Source organism: Streptomyces sp. NPDC058371, assembly GCF_042723265.1.
Taxonomy (GTDB): domain Bacteria; phylum Actinomycetota; class Actinomycetes; order Streptomycetales; family Streptomycetaceae; genus Streptomyces.
In genome coordinates, this window is the sequence record NZ_JBHXJC010000020.1 from 28,685 (window position 1) to 45,306 (window position 16,622).

Sequence of the window (16,622 nt, forward strand, 5' to 3'; positions counted from 1 at the left end):
CGTGTTGTTGACGCGTTCCTCAGCTTACTCAAGGTGCCGCGGGGCGTATCCGGCGATCTTCACGTTAAACGCAAAAGGGGCACCCGGCGCGTCTGCCGGGTGCCCCTGGGGGAGCGCTGTCAGTCCTCGCTGGGTGCCGCGGGGAGCTTCTCCTGGATCAGGTCCATGACCGTGGAGTCGGTGAGCGTGGTGACGTCACCGAGCTCCCGGTTCTCCGCGACGTCCCGAAGCAGACGCCGCATGATCTTCCCGGAGCGGGTCTTCGGCAGCTCCGCCACCGGCAGGATCCGCTTGGGCTTGGCGATCGGCCCGAGCGCGCTGCTCACGTGGTTGCGGAGGTCGGCCACGAGCCCCTCGTCCTCGGCGGAGGCCGTGCCGCGCAGGATCACGAACGCGACGATCGCCTGCCCGGTGGTCTCGTCCGCCGCGCCGACTACCGCCGCCTCGGCGACCGAGGGGTGCGAGACGAGCGCCGACTCGACCTCGGTGGTCGAGATGTTGTGCCCGGACACGAGCATCACGTCGTCGACCCGGCCGAGCAGCCAGATGTCCCCGTCCTCGTCCTTCTTGGCGCCGTCCCCGGCGAAGTACTTGCCCTCGAAGCGCGACCAGTACGTGTCGAGGAACCGCTGGTCGTCGCCCCAGATGGTGCGCAGCATCGACGGCCACGGCTCGGTGAGCACGAGATAACCGCCGCCGCCGTTCGGGACCTCGTTCGCGTCGTCGTCGACGACGGTCGCCGAGATGCCCGGCAGGGCCCGCTGAGCGGAGCCCGGCTTGGTCTCGGTGACGCCCGGCAGCGGCGAGATCATCATCGCGCCGGTCTCGGTCTGCCACCAGGTGTCGACGATCGGGGTGCGGTCGCCGCCGATGTGCTTGCGGTACCAGATCCAGGCCTCGGGGTTGATCGGCTCGCCCACGGAACCCAGCACCCGCAGGCTGCTGAGGTCGAACTTCGCGGGGATGTCGTCGCCCCACTTCATGAACGTACGGATCGCGGTCGGGGCGGTGTAGAGGATCGTCACCCCGTACTTCTGGACGATCTCCCAGAAGCGGCCCTGGTGCGGGGTGTCCGGCGTGCCCTCGTACATGACCTGCGTCGCGCCGTTCGAGAGCGGCCCGTAGGTGATGTACGAGTGGCCCGTGACCCAGCCGATGTCGGCCGTGCACCAGTAGACGTCGGTCTCCGGCTTGAGGTCGAAGACGGCGTGGTGGGTGTAGGACGCCTGGGTGAGATAGCCGCCGGAGGTGTGCAGGATGCCCTTGGGCTTACCCGTCGTACCGGACGTGTAGAGGATGAACAGCGGGTGTTCGGCGTCGAAGGCCTCGGGCGTGTGCTCCGGGGACTGCTTCGCGGTGATCTCGTGCCACCAGACGTCCCGGCCCTCGGTCCAGGCGACCTCCTGGCCCGTACGGCGTACGACGAGCACCTTCTCGACGGCGTCCGTACGGCTGACGGCGTCGTCGACGGCCGGCTTGAGCGCCGACGGCTTGCCGCGCCGGTAGCCGCCGTCCGAGGTGATGACGAGCTTGGCGTCCGCGTCGGCGATCCGGGCCGCGATCGCGTCGGCCGAGAACCCGCCGAAGACGACCGAGTGCGCGGCGCCGATCCGGGCGCACGCGAGCATCGCGACGACCGCCTCGGGGATCATCGGCAGATATACGGCGACCCGGTCGCCCTTCTGAACTCCCAGCTCCGTCAGGGCATTGGCGGCCCTCGACACCTCGTCCTTGAGTTCGGCGTACGTGATGGACCGGCTGTCTCCCGGCTCGCCCTCGAAGTGGAGGGCGACCCGGTCGCCGTTCCCGGCCTCGACATGGCGGTCGACGCAGTTGTACGCGACGTTGAGCTTGCCGTCCTTGAACCACTTGGCGAACGGCGGGTTCGACCAGTCCAGGGTCTCGGTGGGCTCGGTGGCCCAGGTCAGCCGACGGGCCTGCTCGGCCCAGAAGCCGAGCCTGTCAGCCTTGGCCTGCTCATACGCCTCCGCCGTGACATTGGCGTTCGCGGCCAGGTCGGCGGGCGGCGCGAACCTGCGCTCCTCGCGCAACAGGTTGGCCAGGCTTTCGTTGCTCACGACATCTCCCTTTCCCAGGGTGTCCGTTGTGTCCCAGACCACAGCTCATCAGACCGGGGGGCACGATGACAAGGGCCGTCCTGAAAATGGTTTAGACCTGTGGGGCGGGTCACGGGGCGCCCCACTCAGGGGCACGGACAGGACAGCTGTGGGGTTCACTCGGTAACGCTTCCTGGTTCTCGGCCCAAGAACAGGCGAAGTGCCCTTGGAGCGAAGGAGACACCGAGTGGACCGGGTGGAACGAATACGGGGCGGGCCCGCCGCGGCGGCACGTGACCCGCAGCTCTTCGAAGAGTTCTACCGGCGTCATGTGGACGCCGTGACACGTTTCGTGGCCCGGCGTGTCGACGATCCGCACACCGTCGCGGACCTGACCGCCGAGATCTTCGTGGCCGTCCTCGACTCCGCGCACACCTACCGGCCCGCGCTCGGCGGTGAGACGGCCTGGCTGTACGGCGTCGCACGCAACGTCGTCTCCTCCGAGCGCCGCCGGGTCGCCCGCGAGGCCCAGCGCGATCAGCGGATCCTGGGCCGGCGGCTGCTCGGCGCCGACGACATCACCCGCCTCGAGGAGAAGCTCGACGCGGAGAGCCCGGGGCGGCGGGCGGTGGCGGCGCTGCAACGGCTGCCGGAGGGGGAGCGGGCCGTCATGGAGCTGATCGCGGTCGACCAGCTCACGGTCACCGAGACGGCGGCCGCGCTCGGCATCCGCCAGGTCACCGCCCGGGTGCGGCTGCACCGGGCACGCAAGGCGCTGCGCGCGGAGACCGAGGGCCCGGCGCCCGCGCCGCCGCTCGATTACGCGACCGGCACGGACACGGCGGCCGGTGCGGCCGGCGCCGCCACGGCGGCACACGGGGCAAAGGCGATCGGGGGAGAGGCATGAACACGAAGACGACATTCGAGGACCGGCTGCTCGACGAACTCAAGCGGGAGATCGGGCTGAGGGAGACGGAGCTGAGGGAGACGGTGGTGAGCGAGGCCGGGCCGGGTGAGCCGACGGCTTCGGTGCGGGGCGCGGTGGTACGCCGTGTGGTCACCCGACGGCGCGCCGCCCTCGCCCTCGCCGCCTGCGTCGCGGCCGGGCTGGCCGTCGTGGTCGTGCCCGGATCGCCGGCGGACTCGGCGGCGTACGCCGTGGAGCGCCACCACGACGGCAGCGTGACCCTCACCCTGACGGACATGGCCCTGGACATCGCGGGACAGCGGGAACTCGCCGAGCGGCTGCGCCCGGACGGGATCACCGTGATCAGCGACGTCCTCGATCCCGGCTATGAATGCAGGCACCCGCGCGGGGAGCGGATTCCGGGTGGCTTCTTCGGCGACGACACCGAAAAGTCCGCTGCGGCGCACAAGCCCGGGGGGACGGGGGGCAGCGAGGCACGGCAGTGGGGGAAGAAGGTCCGCTGGGAGGTCACTCTCCAGCGCGGCGACTCCCTGGCCTTCGAGAACCAGAAGCCGCCCTCCAAGCACCTGGCGATGAGCATGACGATCTACGCCGCCCGGGGCGCGGTCGAGCCCTGCCGACCGGTGAAGTCGCCCCCGCACAAATTGGTCCCGGTGCCGACGGGCAAGAACGTCCGGCTCACCGCTTCCTGAGCCGGCCCGGTGACCGGTGTGCGGCCGACCCCGATCGGACCGCACACCGGTCGTCGGCCGCCCCCGGTCCAGGCCGCCGATGAGTCACCGTTCACGCGGGATTGCGCAGGTCCTCCGCCGCCCCCACATGCGCGAACACCGCTGCTGACTCGGGCGGGTTGGCGCCGGATCCGTCCCCGGTGCCGGTGCCTTGGCCGGCGTCGGCCCCGGCCTCGGTGTCGGCCAGCAGATACGCCTGGGCCTCGCCCACATGGAAGTACATCCCGTGCAGTTCGAGCGCGCCCTCCCGCAGCGCGCGGGCCACGGAGTCGTGCGCCCGCAGATGCTCCAACTGCTGCACCACGTTGGTCAGACACAGCTGCTCCACCGCGTCGGCGGGCGCCCGCCCGGCGAGCCGGGGCCAGGGGCGGTCGGCGGTCGCCATCCGCTCCAGGCTCGGCAGCCCGTGCCGCAGCCACCGCTTGAGCGGCGTCTGCGCCCCGCCGGGCTCGGTGTTCAACAGGGCCTGCATCGCCCCGCACCCCGAGTGCCCGCACACGGTGATGGACCGCACCTGGAGTACGTCGACCGCGTACTCGATCGCGGCGGCCACCGAGTCGTCCCCGCTCTCCTCGCCGGGCGGCGGCACCAGATTGCCCACATTGCGTACGACGAAGAGGTCGCCGGGACCACTGGATGTGATCATCGACGTCACGAGCCGGGAGTCGGCGCAGGTCAAGAAGAGCTGCGACGGCCGCTGCCCCTCGCGGGCGAGGCGGGCCAGCTCACCACGCACCAGTGGCGCGGTGTTGCGCTGGAACGCGCTGATGCCGCGCGCCAGTTGGTGCCCGCTCCGCCGGGCGGAACCGGCGCCTTCCGCCGGCTCTCCCGCGTGGGCGTCGGTCTGCGCGTGCCCCGGACTGGTGGCCGGCTCGCACCGGTGGTTGCGCCAGGGCGTCCAGGGACGGCACCGGCACTGGGAGGCGCTCGGGAACTCGGCGGCGATCCGGGCCCCGGTCCGACGGCCGGTGAACTCGACCGAGCCGCCCTGCGCGAGGTGCGCGCTCTGCCAGTCCTGCAGTGACTCGTACGCCGCGTGGTCCATGAACGAACCGTCCAGCTCCACGACGACCTGGGCCCCTTGCGGCACCAGATGCAGCGCACGGCTGAGCCTGGGCACCGCGAGGAACGTCAACTGCCCTCGTACGCGTACGTAATGGATTCCTTCCGTCTCTTCGTGCGTGATGCGGGTACGGGCGAGGCGGTGCAGGGCGACGCCCACGGCCGCGGCGACCCCCAGCAGCACGCCCTCCAGGACGCCGAGGAACACGACGCCGACGATGGTGGCGGCGTACACCAGCGCCTCGCGGTGGCGGGTGACCGTGCGGATGTGGTGCAGGGAGACCATCTGGATGCCGACGGCCATCACCAGGGCGGCGAGCGAGGCGAGCGGGATCAGCTCCAGGACGGGGACCATCAGCAGTGCGGCTGCTACTACCCAAACGCCGTGCAGCATCGCGGAGTTCCGGCTGACGGCGCCGGCGTGCACATTCGCCGAACTACGCACGGCGACTCCGGCGACCGGCAGCCCGCCGAGCGCCCCGGACACGATGTTGGCGGCGCCCTGGCCGAGGAGCTCGCGGTCGAGGTTCGAACGGCCCACGCGCGCCCGCACGTCCGGGCGTCTGGCTGCCACGAGCTTGTCCACGGCGACGGCGCCGAGCAGCGACTGAACGCTGCACACCAGCGTGACGGTGAGGACGGCGGCGGCGACGCCGAGCACCGGCCCCTCGGGCAGCCCGGCCAGCGCGTGGCTGCTCCAGGACGGCAGGTCGACCATGGGCAGGGTCAGTCCGGCGAGCGCGGTGGTCGCGGTGGCTCCGGCTACGGCGACGAGCGCGGCCGGGACCTTGCGCAGGACGCCTCCGACCCGCCCTGGAATCCGCGGCCAGGCCAGCAGCAGCGTCAGCGTCAGCACGCTCATCATCACGGCGGCGGGGTGCAGGTGCGCCAACTGGGCGGGCAGCGCACGGAGGTTGGCGGGGACGGAGCTCTGCGGTGTGCCGCCGAGCACGATGTGCAGCTGTGCGACGGCGATGGTCACCCCGATGCCGGCCAGCATGCCGTGTACGACGGCGGGGCTGACGGCGAGCGCCGTACGGGCCACGCGCAGGCAGCCCAGGCCGAGTTGGGTCAGGCCGGCGAGGACGGTGATGGCACACGTCGTACGCCATCCGTAGCGGTGGATCAGTTCGGCGGTGACCACCGTGAGGCCGGCGGCGGGGCCGCTCACCTGGAGCGGGGAGCCGCCGAGGCGTCCGGCGACGAGCCCGCCGACGGCGGCGGCCACCAGACCGGCCTGGAGTGGCGCACCGGTGGCGAGGGCGATGCCCAGGGACAGGGGCAGAGCGATCAGGAAGACCGCGATGGAGGCCGACAAGTCGGCGCCCGCGATACGGAATCGGCGCGGCGGCGTCGGCGGGGGGCTGTGGGGCTGGTGGATGCGCGCGGGCCGAGTCGAGTCGGCGGCGCGGGTGGGGACGCAGGCAGACATGTTCCCGTCTCCTCCGGGGCGGCGCGGTCGCGGAACAGGTGGTCCCCCGCTCGGTGGCGGAGGGCGGGTCGCGGCCGTGGGTCACGGCGTGCAGCGGCGGGATATTTCAACATTCGGTAAATGGATCGTAATGCAAAGTAAAGGGCGAGTGTGGGCAATGAGCGCAAATAGGTCAGTAAATCACTCTCAGGGGTGAATCGGAATTTTCATCGGCTTGTCATACAAATTCCCTCGGGGGTCCATGCGACCTTGACGGCGCTGTCGGCATGTCCCTGCACATCACCCGAGAACGCCCTAAGCAGCGTTGCCCTGACTGAAGGAAGAAGGTGGGCGGAAGATGGCCGCCACCCAGAGGATCGCCGCGGGCGTCGCAGTCGCCGCGGCCTGCGCCACGGTGCTCGCCGGTTGCGCGACCGGCACCACCGGTTCCGCGCACGGCGCGCACGGCGCGAAGAAGGCTCCCGGCGCCCCGGCGCCCAAGAGCGCGGTACGTCTGATCGGCGACGGCTCCACCGCGTACACCGGAGCGCAGCCGCACCTGCCCAGAGCGGAGCGGCTGAAGCCCGGTCAGAAGCCGCCGCAGTTCGTGGTGTTCTCCTGGGACGGCGCCGGCGAGGACAGCCAGAAGCTGTTCTCGCACTTCCGCAAGGTGTCCAAGGAAAACAACGCGACGATGACGTACTTCCTCAGCGGCGTGTACATGCTGCCGGAGGAGAAGGCCGACCTCTACAAGCCCCCGCAGCACTCACCGGGACGCTCGGAGATCGGCTTCAACGACGAGCGGGGCATCAAGGAGACCGTGAAGCAGCTGCGCCTGGCGTGGCTTGAGGGCAACGAGGTCGGGACCCACTTCAACGGCCACTTCTGCGGCAGCGGCGGCGGTGTCGGCGAGTGGTCGGTCGCGGACTGGAAGAGCGAGATCGCCCAGGCGAAGTCGTTCGTGAAGTCCTGGAAGACCAACACCGGGATGAAGAAGGCGTCACCCCTGCCCTTCGACTACGACAAGGAGCTCATCGGCGCCCGCACGCCCTGCCTCGAGGGGCAGAAGAACTTCATGAAGGCCGCCCGGGAACTCGGCTTCCGCTACGACACCAGCGGGGTCAACGACCAGCTCTGGCCCAAGAAGAAGGAGGGGCTGTGGGATCTGTCGATGCAGCTCGTGCCCTTCCGCGGGCACTCCTACGAGCAGCTGACCATGGACTACAACTTCATGGTCAACCAGTCCGGCACCGCGACGCAGGGCGACCCCGACAAGCAGGAGTACTGGGGAGACGAGATGCGTGACAGTCTCCTCGACGGCTTCAAGCGCGCCTACGACGGCAACCGCGCGCCGCTGATCATCGGCAACCACTTCGAGTCGTGGAACGGCGGCACCTACATGCGCGCCCTCGACGAGGTCATCGAGAAGGTGTGCACCAAGTCCGAGGTCCGCTGCGTCTCCTTCCGCCAGCTCGCCGACTGGCTCGACGCCCAGGACCCGGGGACTCTCGAGAAGATGCGCTCGCTCAAGGTCGGTCAGGCCCCGAAGGGGGGCTGGGCGCCCTTCCTCTCGGGCCACCCGGCCCCCGCCCCGAAGGGCGTCCCCGGGGCCCCGGCGGTCAAGCAGTAACCGTCTCACCCACGGGCCGGCCGCTCACCAGGCGGCCGTCAGAGGCTCCCGTACGGGGCCGGCCGCTCACGAGGCGGCCAGCAAGCCCTCGCCGATGACGAAGCCGGGGTCGACCTGCGCGGCCAGGTCCACCCCGGTCTTCGCGTTGCCCCAGGAGTCCGCGTTCTTCAGGTGGAAGTGCACCATCTGGCGGGTGTAGCGCGCCCAGTCGCGCTGCTCGTACGTGGCGTCGGCGGCCTCCCGCAGGGTGCTCAGCGCCTGCTGGTTGACGTCCTCCAGGAGCTCGAACCGGGGCGGGCGGCCCTTCTCCATGGCGCGCACCCAGTCCGAGTGCCCCGCCGTCACCAGCAGGTCGTCACCGACTTCGGCGCGGAGGAAGTCGATGTCGTCCTGGCCCTGCACCTTGTTGCCGACGACCTTCAGGGTGACGCCGAAGTCGCGGGCGTACTCCTTGTACTGGCGATAGACGGAGACCCCCTTACGGGTCGGCTCGGCGACGAGGAACGTGATGTCGAAGCGGGTGAACATGCCGGAGGCGAAGGAGTCCGAGCCGGCCGTCATGTCGACCACCACGTACTCACCGGGGCCGTCGACCAGGTGGTTGAGGCACAGCTCCACCGCTCCCGTCTTGGAGTGGTAGCACGCGACCCCGAGGTCGGCTTCGGTGAAGGGGCCGGTGACCATCAAACGGACGGTGCCGCCGTCGAGTTCCACCGGCCGCGCGCATGCGTCGTACACCGGGTTGTCCTCGGACACCCGCAGCAGCCGGGATCCCTCACCGGGTGGCGTCGTCTTGATCATCGCCTCGGCGGACGCGATCCGCGGGTTGGCACCGCGCAGGTAGTCCTTGATCAGCGGCAGCCGTGTGCCCATCGAGGGCAGCGCGGCGGCCACCTCCTCGTCGAGGCCGAGCGCGGCCCCCAGGTGCTGGTTGATGTCCGCGTCCACCGCGATCACGGGTGCGCCGGTGGCCGCGAGGTGACGGACGAAGAGCGAGGACAGGGTGGTCTTGCCGCTGCCGCCCTTCCCAACGAAAGCAATTTTCATGTTCAGGAAGATAGTGCGGACGCGGTGTCCCCGCGCGCGCAGTCGAGAAGAAGTCCACTCCTTCGTGGGGCGGGCCGGACAAAGAGGGTGCGGAGCCCGACGAGGGGTGAAAGCCGGGTGAACGGCCGGGCGCGTAGGGTCGTACTCATGAGTACGACAGGCGCGACCGCAGATCCGCTCGCGGCCCTGGGCACGCTGCCAGGCGTGGCCGGGTCCGTGGAATCCGTGCGCAAGGCCGTGGACCGGGTCTACGGGCACCGGATCATGCGCCGTCGCAGTAACGAGATCACGTCTGAGGCGGGGCTGCGCGGGGCGCGCGGTTCCGCGGCGCTGTCCGGTGCCGACTGGGCTCTGGAAGAGGTGCGCCGGCGCACCGACTTCAGCACCGATGACGAGGCGCAGACGGTCGGTGCGGCGCTGCGGCTGACCGCCGAGGCGGGTCAGCTCCTGTCCATCTGGCGGCAGTCGCCCCTGCGGGTGCTGGCGCGGCTGCATCTGCTGGCCGCCGCCGACCAGGGGGACTCGGTCGGACGCCCGCGCCAGGACGGTGAGCCGGTCGACGAGCCGCTCGTCGAGCTGCCGTTGCCGGACGCGAGCGAGGTTGCCGGCCGCCTCGAAGGTCTCTCCCGGCTGATCATCGCCGGCGGTTCGGCCCCCGCGCTGGTGACGGCCGCCGTCGTCCACGGCGAGCTGCTCGCACTGCGCCCCTTCGGCTCGCACAACGGCCTGGTCGCGCGTGCCGCCGAGCGCATCGTCCTGATCGGCAGCGGTCTGGATCCGAAGTCGGTCTGCCCGGCCGAGGTCGGCCACGGGGAACTCGGCCGCGCCGCCTATGTGGCGGCCCTGGACGGTTACGCCTCCGGCACCCCCGACGGCATGGCTGCCTGGATCACCCACTGCGGCAAGGCGACGGAACTGGGCGCGCGTGAGTCGACGGCGGTGTGCGAGGCGCTGCAGCGCGGAGCGGCGTAGGACGCGAAAACGCCCTCTACGCAGAGGGCGAAAAACTCCCTGAACAGGGTTGCGGCGGTACGAATTCTCGTACCGCCGCTGGCATGTTCACCGGGTTACCAAGCGTCCTCGAAATATTGCCCATCAGGTCGGGAACTGTGGCCCGTCACCTGGTGCGGCTGGCCCGTAATCGACGGGTCGACGTCGCGTGGGTGCCTGGTGTTCATGCTCGGTCCGTGGGGCCTGGTTGCGTTTAAAGGTGATCCTCTCGGATGTCCTTGGTCTCGCGGGCCGTTAACCCCTTTGTACTCCAGGTCCGCAGGAAGCGGAAGCCCTCGTAGTACTTCTTTACTTTTACCTTCAAACAGGTGTGAATCGGGCGCAGTTATGGGTGACCGAATACATCGGCGCACCCATGGGGAATCACATCGCCGTCGCGCGCCGCCGGCTCGCGTACCAGACGAGCCCCGCCGTGGCCGCCGCCGCACCTACCGCGGCCGCCGCGACGAGCGCCGGTCGGGACGGCACCGACAGCCCGTGCAGCCGTTGCTTCAGCCGGACCGGACGGTGGAAGTCCAGAATCGGCCAGCCCCGGGCGATCGCCTCGCGGCGCAGCGCGCGGTCCGGGTTCACCGCATGGGGGTGGCCGACGCACTCCAGCATGGGGACATCGGTCGCCGAATCGCTGTAGGCGTAGCTGCGATCGAGGTCGTACCCCTCCGACGCGGCCAGCTCCTTCACCGCCTCGGCCTTCGTCGGCCCATAGGCGTAGTACTCCACTTCCCCCGTGAAGCAGCCGTCGTCGCCCACCACCATGCGGGTCGCCACGACCCGGTCCGCGCCGAGCAGTTCGCCGATCGGCTCGACCACCTCGGCGCCGGACGTCGAGACGATCACGACGTCGCGTCCCGCGCTGTGGTGCTCCTCGATGAGGGAGGCGGCCTCGTCGTAGATGATCGGGTCGATCAGGGCGTGCAGGGTCTCGGCGACGATCTCCTTCACCTGCTGGACGTTCCATCCCCGGCACAGCGCGGACAGGTACTGGCGCATCCGCTCCATCTGGTCGTGGTCGGCGCCGCCCGCCAGGAACACGAACTGGGCATATGCGGTACGCAACACGGCTCTGCGGTTGATCAGGCCGCCTTGGTAGAACGACTTGCTGAACGTGAGCGTGCTCGACTTCGCAATGACCGTCTTGTCCAGGTCAAAGAAGGCCGCTGTGCGGGGCAAGGAGTGGTTTTCCACGAGCCTGAGCATAGGCGCCCACCATTCGGCGTAGTGTGTGGCGCGTGGGTTTGCCTGAGAGGGCTCTCGGGTACACCATGGAAGTCACGGATCGTTCGCGACCGTGCTAACCCGGTCTGGCTCCTCCCCCCCCGAGTCGGACCGTGGGGACGACCCCCGCTCTCCCCCCCGGCGGGGGTCGTCGCATGTCCGGGTGCGTTTTTCCCCCTCTTTTCGCCCTTCCTTCAAGGCCCTTGAGCGGCCGCGTGGCGCCTTCGCGCCTTGGCGACGTATGCCCATGATCCGTCACGCTGTGTAGCCGTGGCGCTGCTCTGTGGAAGTCGTACACGGGTCACCGGTATGGGTGAGGGCGATATTCACAGCCACTGAGTTGTCCACAGTTATCGACCAAGATCCACACGATTTTCCGGATCGCTGCACCGTGATTCCAGCGCGTCCCGCCGGTGGCAAGTTCCATGACCGGTTCCGTTTGTCGGACGCGTTTGGCCGGTTCGTATCGGCCGTTCATATGGAGACCGGTTGCCGGTTCTTCACATGGGCGGGAATCGCGGGGTCGTCGAGGCCCCGCTGACGCAGCAGTGAAGGGGGCTGGAGATCGTGGCGGGAGCCATCACAGACGGCCGTACGCCCACCGCCGACGGGCGGCAGGGCGGACCGTTGATCGTCACCGAGGACGTGGAGCTGTTGGACGACCTGCTGCGCCTGTGCGCGGCGGCGGGCGCCAGAGCGGAGGTCCATCCCGGGGTGCCGGAGCGCGGAGGTGGCTGGGAATCGGCCCCGCTCGTCCTCGTCGGCGACGACGCGGTGCGCCGGGTGCGCGGCGCCAAGCGCAGAAGGGGAGTGGTGCTGGTTGGGCGGGATCAGGACGATTCCGGGGTCTGGCAGCGAGCCGTCGAGATCGGCGCCGACCATGTCCTGATGCTGCCCGACGGGGAGCGGTGGCTGGTCGACCGCATCGCCGACGTGGCCGAAGGCGTCGGCCGGCCCGCGCTCACCGTCGGCGTGATCGGCGGCCGCGGTGGCGCCGGAGCGTCCACGCTGGCCTGCGCCCTCGCCGTGACGTCGGCACGCCAGGGCCGGCGCACCCTGCTCGTCGACGCGGACCCACTGGGCGGCGGACTCGACGTACTCCTGGGTGGCGAGACGGCGGAGGGCCTGCGCTGGCCCGCATTCGCCGCCTCGCGCGGCCGGGTCGGCGGCGGCGCCCTGGAGGAGTCACTCCCCGAGCTGCACGCGCTGCGTGTCCTCAGCTGGGACCGCGGCGACTCGGTCACCGTTCCGGCCCCGGCGGTCCGGGCCGTCCTCGCCGCGGCCAGACGGCGCGGAGGCGCGGTCGTCGTCGACCTGCCGCGCCGGATCGACGAAGGCGTCGCCGAGGCGCTCGCCCAGATCGACCTCGGAGTCCTGGTGGTCCCGGCCGAGCTGCGCGCGATTGCCTCCGCGGGGCGGGTGGCGTCGGTGATCGGCATGGTGCTGCGCGATCTGCGCGTCGCGGTGCGCGGTCCGTACGCCCCTGGGCTGGACGACCGCGAGGTGGCCCGCCTGCTCGGGCTCCCACTCGTCGGTGAAGTGCCTGCCGAGTCCCAGCGGTTGGCCGAAGGTCTCCCGCCGGGAGGGGCGGCGCGAGGACCGCTCGCCCGCTTCTGCACCGCCTTCTGGGAGCGGGTTCCGGTCGAGGGAGCGGGCGTATGAGGCGGGACCCGGGATCGGACGGGGGGTTCGACGGCTCGGACCCGGGCTCCGGTGGATCGGATCGAGGGTTCGATGGATCGGGCCGGGGGTCCGGTGGATCGGGCCGGGGGTCCCTTGGCTCGCGCCCGGGCCCCGGCGGCTCGGGCTGGGGGTCCGGCGGGAGCGCCGGCCCAGATGCGGGGACGGGCCCGGCTTCGGGGGCGGGCACGGGGCTGCTGGACGGTGTGCGGCGGTGGCTCGCCGAGAGCGGTGCCGAGCCGACGCCCGCGCGGGTGGCCGAGGCGCTGCGTGAACAGGGGCGGGTGCTCGGAGACGCCGAAGTACTGGGCGCGGCCGAGTCGTTGCGTTCCGAACTGGTCGGCAGCGGCCCCTTGGACCCGTTGCTCGCCGACCCGTCGGTGACCGACGTCCTGGTGTCGGCGCCGGACCGGGTGTGGGTGGACCGGGGCGGAGGCCTGGAGCTGACCACCGTCTCCTTTCGGGACGCGGCGGCGGTACGACGTCTCGCGCAGCGGCTGGCGGCCGTGGCCGGCAGACGGCTGGACGACGCCCGTCCCTGGGTGGACGCCCGGCTTCCGGACGGCACCCGGCTGCATGCCGTGCTGCCACCGGTGGCGGTCGGCTCCACATGCCTCTCGCTGCGCGTCGTACGGCCGAGAGCCTTCACACTCGACGAGCTGATGGCCGCGGGCACGGTCCCGCCGGGCGGGGACCGGGTGTTGCGGGCATTGCTGGACGCCCGGCTGTCCTTCCTCATCAGCGGAGGCACGGGCACCGGCAAGACGACGCTGCTGAGTGCGCTGCTGGGTCTGGTCGGCCCCGGCGAGCGGATCGTGCTCGCCGAGGACTCGGCCGAGCTGCGACCCGAGCACCCGCACGTGGTCCGTCTGGAGGGGCGCCCCGCGAACCAGGAGGGTGTCGGGCTGGTCGAGTTGCGGGACCTGGTGCGCCAGGCCCTGCGCATGAGACCCGACCGGCTGGTGGTCGGAGAGGTCCGGGGGCCTGAAGTCGTCTCCCTGCTGGCCGCCTTGAACACCGGCCATGAAGGCGGCTGCGGGACGGTCCATGCGAACGCGGCGGCCCAGGTCCCGGCCCGGCTGGAGGCTCTGGGGACGGCCGCGGGGCTGGACCGGGCCGCCCTGCACAGCCAGTTGGCCGCCGCACTGTCGGTGGTCCTGCATCTCGTACGGGACCGGGCCGGGCGGCGTCGGATCGCCGAGGTGCATGTGCTGGAGCGGGATCCGTCGGGACTGGTGGTGACGGTGCCCGCGTTGCGGTGGGGCGCTGAGGCGTTCGCGTACGAGCGGGGATGGGAGCGGCTGCGGGGGCTGCTCCGGTCCGGGATCGAAGGGAGCAGGGGAAGCGGGTGGAGCGCGAAGGCGAGGGGCCGTGAGGGCGGCGCGGAATTGAGGGGCGGACGGCATGTGGACGGGGACGGGGACGGGTGCCGGGATGACTACGGCGATCGGTGAGATGTCGGTGGGGGCGGCCATGGCGTGTGCGGGGGCGGCGGCCTGGGTGATGGGCGGCCGGGACACGGCGGCGCGGCGGGCCCGGTTGCTGCGCGCGGGCGGCGAGGTGCTGGAGATCGGGCCGTCGCCGTGGGAGCGGGCGGTCGTCGGGGTGCGGCGGCTGCGGGAACGGCTGCGGGCCGAATGGTGGTCCGCGGTCGCCGGGTTGGTGATCGCGGTGCTGGGCGCGTCCGTGCTGCCTCTGCTGGCCGGTGCCGTCGGGGTACCTCTGTTGCGGCGCGTACGACAGGCCGGCGAGGAAAGGCGGGAGCGGCAGCTGCGGGGCGATGCGGTCATCGCACTGTGCGGGGCGCTCGCGGGCGAGGTCCGCGCCGGGCGCCAGCCGGGCGAGGCGTTGCTCCGCGCGGCACGTGACTCGGACGGGCTCGGTGAGGCGCAGGCGGTGGTGCTGGCGGCGGCGCGGTTCGGCGGGGAGGTGCCCGGCGCGCTCTCCGACGCGGCCCGGCAGCCGGGCGCCGACGGCCTGTCGGGACTCGCCGCGTGCTGGCGAGTGGCGGTGGACCGTGGCGCGGGCCTGGCGGCCGGTCTCGACCGGCTGGAGGAGGCGCTGCGTGCTGAGCGGGATCAACGTGCTGATCTGCGCGCCCAGTTGGCCGGTGCCCGGTCCACGGCCGTGATGCTGGCCGGACTGCCGGTACTGGGTCTCCTGCTGGGCACGGCACTCGGCGCCGATCCACTGCATGTGCTGCTGCACACAACCCCGGGCTTGGGATGTCTGCTGGTGGGCGCGGTGCTGGAGGGCGTGGGGCTGTGGTGGGCGCTGCGGATCGTACGAGGAGCGGAGGCGGTGTGAGCACGGAGGTTGTCCACAGGCTGTGGGGCGTCGTGTGCGTGGTGTCGGCTGTCTGGTGGATCGTCGGCGCGGCCAGGCGTGAGCGAAGGGTGCGCCGGAGAGTGGCGACGGTGCTGCTTCTGGAGGCGACACCGCGGCGGCGGCGATTCCGGGCGGGGGGCGCGGTCCGGCGATGGCTGCCGGTGGCCGGGGCGGTGTGCGCCGGCTGGGTGTTGGTCGGCGGTATTGCCGGCCTTCTGCTCGGGCTGGTCGCCGGCTTCGGGGCCTGGCGCTGGAGATCGCGCCGGGGAGACGGACCGAGCGAGGAGTACGACGCGGCACTGGCGGCATGCCAACTCCCGCTGTCCGCGGATCTGCTGGCGGCCTGCATCACGGCCGGGGCGAGTCCCGTAACGGCCGCCCAAGCAGTGGGAGAGGCGCTGCGCGGACCTGTTGGGGAGCGGCTGGCGCAGGGCGCGGCGCAGGTCCGGCTCGGGGGTGAACCGGTCGAAGCGTGGCGCAAGTTGGCCGCCCTTCCGGGTGCCGGAGCGTTGGCCCGGCTTCTGGAACGGGCGGACGAGTCGGGCGTTCCGGCAGCCGTCCCTGTCGCCCGGCTCGCCGCCGAGGCACGCGCCGAGTGGGGCCGAACGGCAACCGCGCGAGCACGTCGGGCGGGGGTCATGGTGACCGCGCCGGTCGGGTTGTGCTTTCTGCCCGCGTTCATCGCGGTCGGAGTGCTGCCTGTGGTGATCGGGCTCGCGGAAGGGGTGCTGGGAGGGGGTGGCGGCTGACGGGACGGCGAGCGCCGGGGTGGTGGTGCGCGGGGCAGTGCGAGCGAGCAACAGCGAGTGATCGGCAGTAGCTGATCAGCGGTAGGTGGTCGATGGCGACCGGATGGCCGCCGATGGGCCAACGGATGTGGACCTTACGGGGGTTGAGATGAGCAAGGCAGTACGAGCAGCGGTGTGTGTCCTGGCGACCAGGGTGCGCCGGGCGCGGGCGGCAGGGAGGGATGCGGGGATGGTCACCTCCGAGTACGCGATGGGGGTCATCGCGGCGGTGGCATTCGCCGCGGCGCTCTACAAGGTGCTGTCCAGTGGGCAGGTCAGTGCGGAGTTGCAGGCCATCGTGGGGCGGGCGCTCGATGTCCGCATGTGACGGTGTGCGTTCGTGGTTCGGAAGTGACCGCGGGTGTGAGCGGGACCGGGACCGGGGGTTCGTTACGGCGGAGGCCGCGGTGGTGTTGCCGGCCCTCGTGCTCTTCGCGATGGCCCTCGTCTGGGCGCTGCTCGCCGCGTCCGCGCAGATCCAGTGCGTGGACGCGGCGCGGGCCGGGGCGCGGGCGGCGGCCCGGCAGGATCCCCCGGACGCGGTGGTGGCGGTGGCCCGCCAGGCGGCACCGAGCGGAGCGCGCGTGACGGTGAGCCGTGACGGGGACCTGGTGCACGTGGCGGTCGTGGCACACCCGCCCGGTCCGGACGGCCTCACCCTCGAACTGCGCCACGAGGCCGTGGCGTTGGCCGAGGAGACGGTGGGGGCGGGGTGATGAGGAGGAGGCGACTCG

14 protein-coding genes are annotated in these 16,622 nt (G+C 71.3%); 10 read left to right on the forward strand and 4 right to left on the reverse strand.

Features of this window, described 5'->3' with window-relative positions:
• Nucleotides 1-119 precede the first annotated feature (119 nt).
• Nucleotides 120-2,120, reverse strand: a complete 2,001-nt coding sequence (gene acs / locus ACFWM2_RS36905) for an acetate--CoA ligase (protein WP_383289528.1) — start codon at nucleotides 2,118-2,120, stop codon at nucleotides 120-122.
• A 184-nt stretch (nucleotides 2,121-2,304) separates the two neighbouring features.
• Between acs and ACFWM2_RS36910 the strand changes: the two genes are divergently transcribed.
• Together ACFWM2_RS36910 and ACFWM2_RS36915 are read left to right on the forward strand one after the other, a co-directional pair.
• The gene (locus ACFWM2_RS36910; protein WP_383289531.1) at nucleotides 2,305-2,964 is read left to right on the forward strand and encodes an RNA polymerase sigma factor; all 660 of its coding nucleotides are present in this window, start codon (nucleotides 2,305-2,307) and stop codon (nucleotides 2,962-2,964) included.
• Nucleotides 2,961-3,677, forward strand: coding sequence for a hypothetical protein (locus tag ACFWM2_RS36915; RefSeq protein ID WP_383289534.1), 717 nt, complete (start codon nucleotides 2,961-2,963; stop codon nucleotides 3,675-3,677). Before ACFWM2_RS36910 ends, ACFWM2_RS36915 begins: the two co-directional genes overlap by 4 nt.
• 91 nt (nucleotides 3,678-3,768) lie before the next feature.
• On the opposite strand, the gene ACFWM2_RS36920 is transcribed toward ACFWM2_RS36915, so the two are convergent.
• Nucleotides 3,769-6,210 (reverse strand): bifunctional SulP family inorganic anion transporter/carbonic anhydrase, encoded by a 2,442-nt coding sequence (locus tag ACFWM2_RS36920; RefSeq protein WP_383289537.1) that lies wholly within the window; start codon nucleotides 6,208-6,210, stop codon nucleotides 3,769-3,771.
• Nucleotides 6,211-6,547: 337 nt separating this feature from the next.
• Here ACFWM2_RS36920 and ACFWM2_RS36925 point away from each other — a divergent pair, with 337 nt between their 5' ends.
• Complete coding sequence (locus ACFWM2_RS36925; protein WP_383289540.1) at nucleotides 6,548-7,819, forward strand: hypothetical protein; 1,272 nt, start codon at nucleotides 6,548-6,550, stop codon at nucleotides 7,817-7,819.
• Between the two features lie 66 nt (nucleotides 7,820-7,885).
• Here the strand turns inward: ACFWM2_RS36925 and ACFWM2_RS36930 are convergent, their stop codons facing one another.
• Nucleotides 7,886-8,866 carry an ATP-binding protein gene (locus ACFWM2_RS36930; protein ID WP_383289543.1) on the reverse strand — a complete coding sequence of 327 codons (981 nt, stop codon included), beginning with the start codon at nucleotides 8,864-8,866 and terminating at the stop codon, nucleotides 7,886-7,888.
• A gap of 147 nt (nucleotides 8,867-9,013) precedes the next feature.
• Between ACFWM2_RS36930 and ACFWM2_RS36935 the strand changes: the two genes are divergently transcribed.
• On the forward strand, nucleotides 9,014-9,838 hold the full coding sequence (locus ACFWM2_RS36935; protein ID WP_383289546.1) for an oxidoreductase: 825 nt from the start codon (nucleotides 9,014-9,016) through the stop codon (nucleotides 9,836-9,838).
• Nucleotides 9,839-10,240: 402 nt separating this feature from the next.
• Here the strand turns inward: ACFWM2_RS36935 and ACFWM2_RS36940 are convergent, their stop codons facing one another.
• The gene (locus ACFWM2_RS36940; RefSeq protein ID WP_383289549.1) at nucleotides 10,241-11,074 is read right to left on the reverse strand and encodes an HAD family hydrolase; all 834 of its coding nucleotides are present in this window, start codon (nucleotides 11,072-11,074) and stop codon (nucleotides 10,241-10,243) included.
• Between the two features lie 585 nt (nucleotides 11,075-11,659).
• Between ACFWM2_RS36940 and ssd the strand changes: the two genes are divergently transcribed.
• From ssd to ACFWM2_RS36970, 6 genes are all read left to right on the forward strand, one after another.
• Complete coding sequence (gene ssd, locus ACFWM2_RS36945; protein ID WP_383289552.1) at nucleotides 11,660-12,754, forward strand: septum site-determining protein Ssd; 1,095 nt, start codon at nucleotides 11,660-11,662, stop codon at nucleotides 12,752-12,754.
• The gene (locus tag ACFWM2_RS36950) at nucleotides 12,751-14,226 is read left to right on the forward strand and encodes a TadA family conjugal transfer-associated ATPase (protein WP_383289555.1); all 1,476 of its coding nucleotides are present in this window, start codon (nucleotides 12,751-12,753) and stop codon (nucleotides 14,224-14,226) included. Before ssd ends, ACFWM2_RS36950 begins: the two co-directional genes overlap by 4 nt.
• Nucleotides 14,207-15,079: a type II secretion system F family protein gene (locus ACFWM2_RS36955; RefSeq protein ID WP_383289558.1), complete on the forward strand. Its 873-nt coding sequence runs from the start codon at nucleotides 14,207-14,209 to the stop codon at nucleotides 15,077-15,079. The genes ACFWM2_RS36950 and ACFWM2_RS36955 overlap by 20 nt, the downstream gene beginning before the upstream one ends.
• On the forward strand, nucleotides 15,076-15,849 hold the full coding sequence (locus ACFWM2_RS36960; protein ID WP_383289561.1) for a type II secretion system F family protein: 774 nt from the start codon (nucleotides 15,076-15,078) through the stop codon (nucleotides 15,847-15,849). The genes ACFWM2_RS36955 and ACFWM2_RS36960 overlap by 4 nt, the downstream gene beginning before the upstream one ends.
• A gap of 148 nt (nucleotides 15,850-15,997) precedes the next feature.
• Nucleotides 15,998-16,216 carry a DUF4244 domain-containing protein gene (locus tag ACFWM2_RS36965; protein WP_383289565.1) on the forward strand — a complete coding sequence of 73 codons (219 nt, stop codon included), beginning with the start codon at nucleotides 15,998-16,000 and terminating at the stop codon, nucleotides 16,214-16,216.
• Entirely contained in the window at nucleotides 16,203-16,604 is a 402-nt protein-coding gene (locus ACFWM2_RS36970) for a TadE family type IV pilus minor pilin (protein ID WP_383289568.1), read from the forward strand. Before ACFWM2_RS36965 ends, ACFWM2_RS36970 begins: the two co-directional genes overlap by 14 nt.
• Nucleotides 16,605-16,622 lie beyond the last annotated feature (18 nt).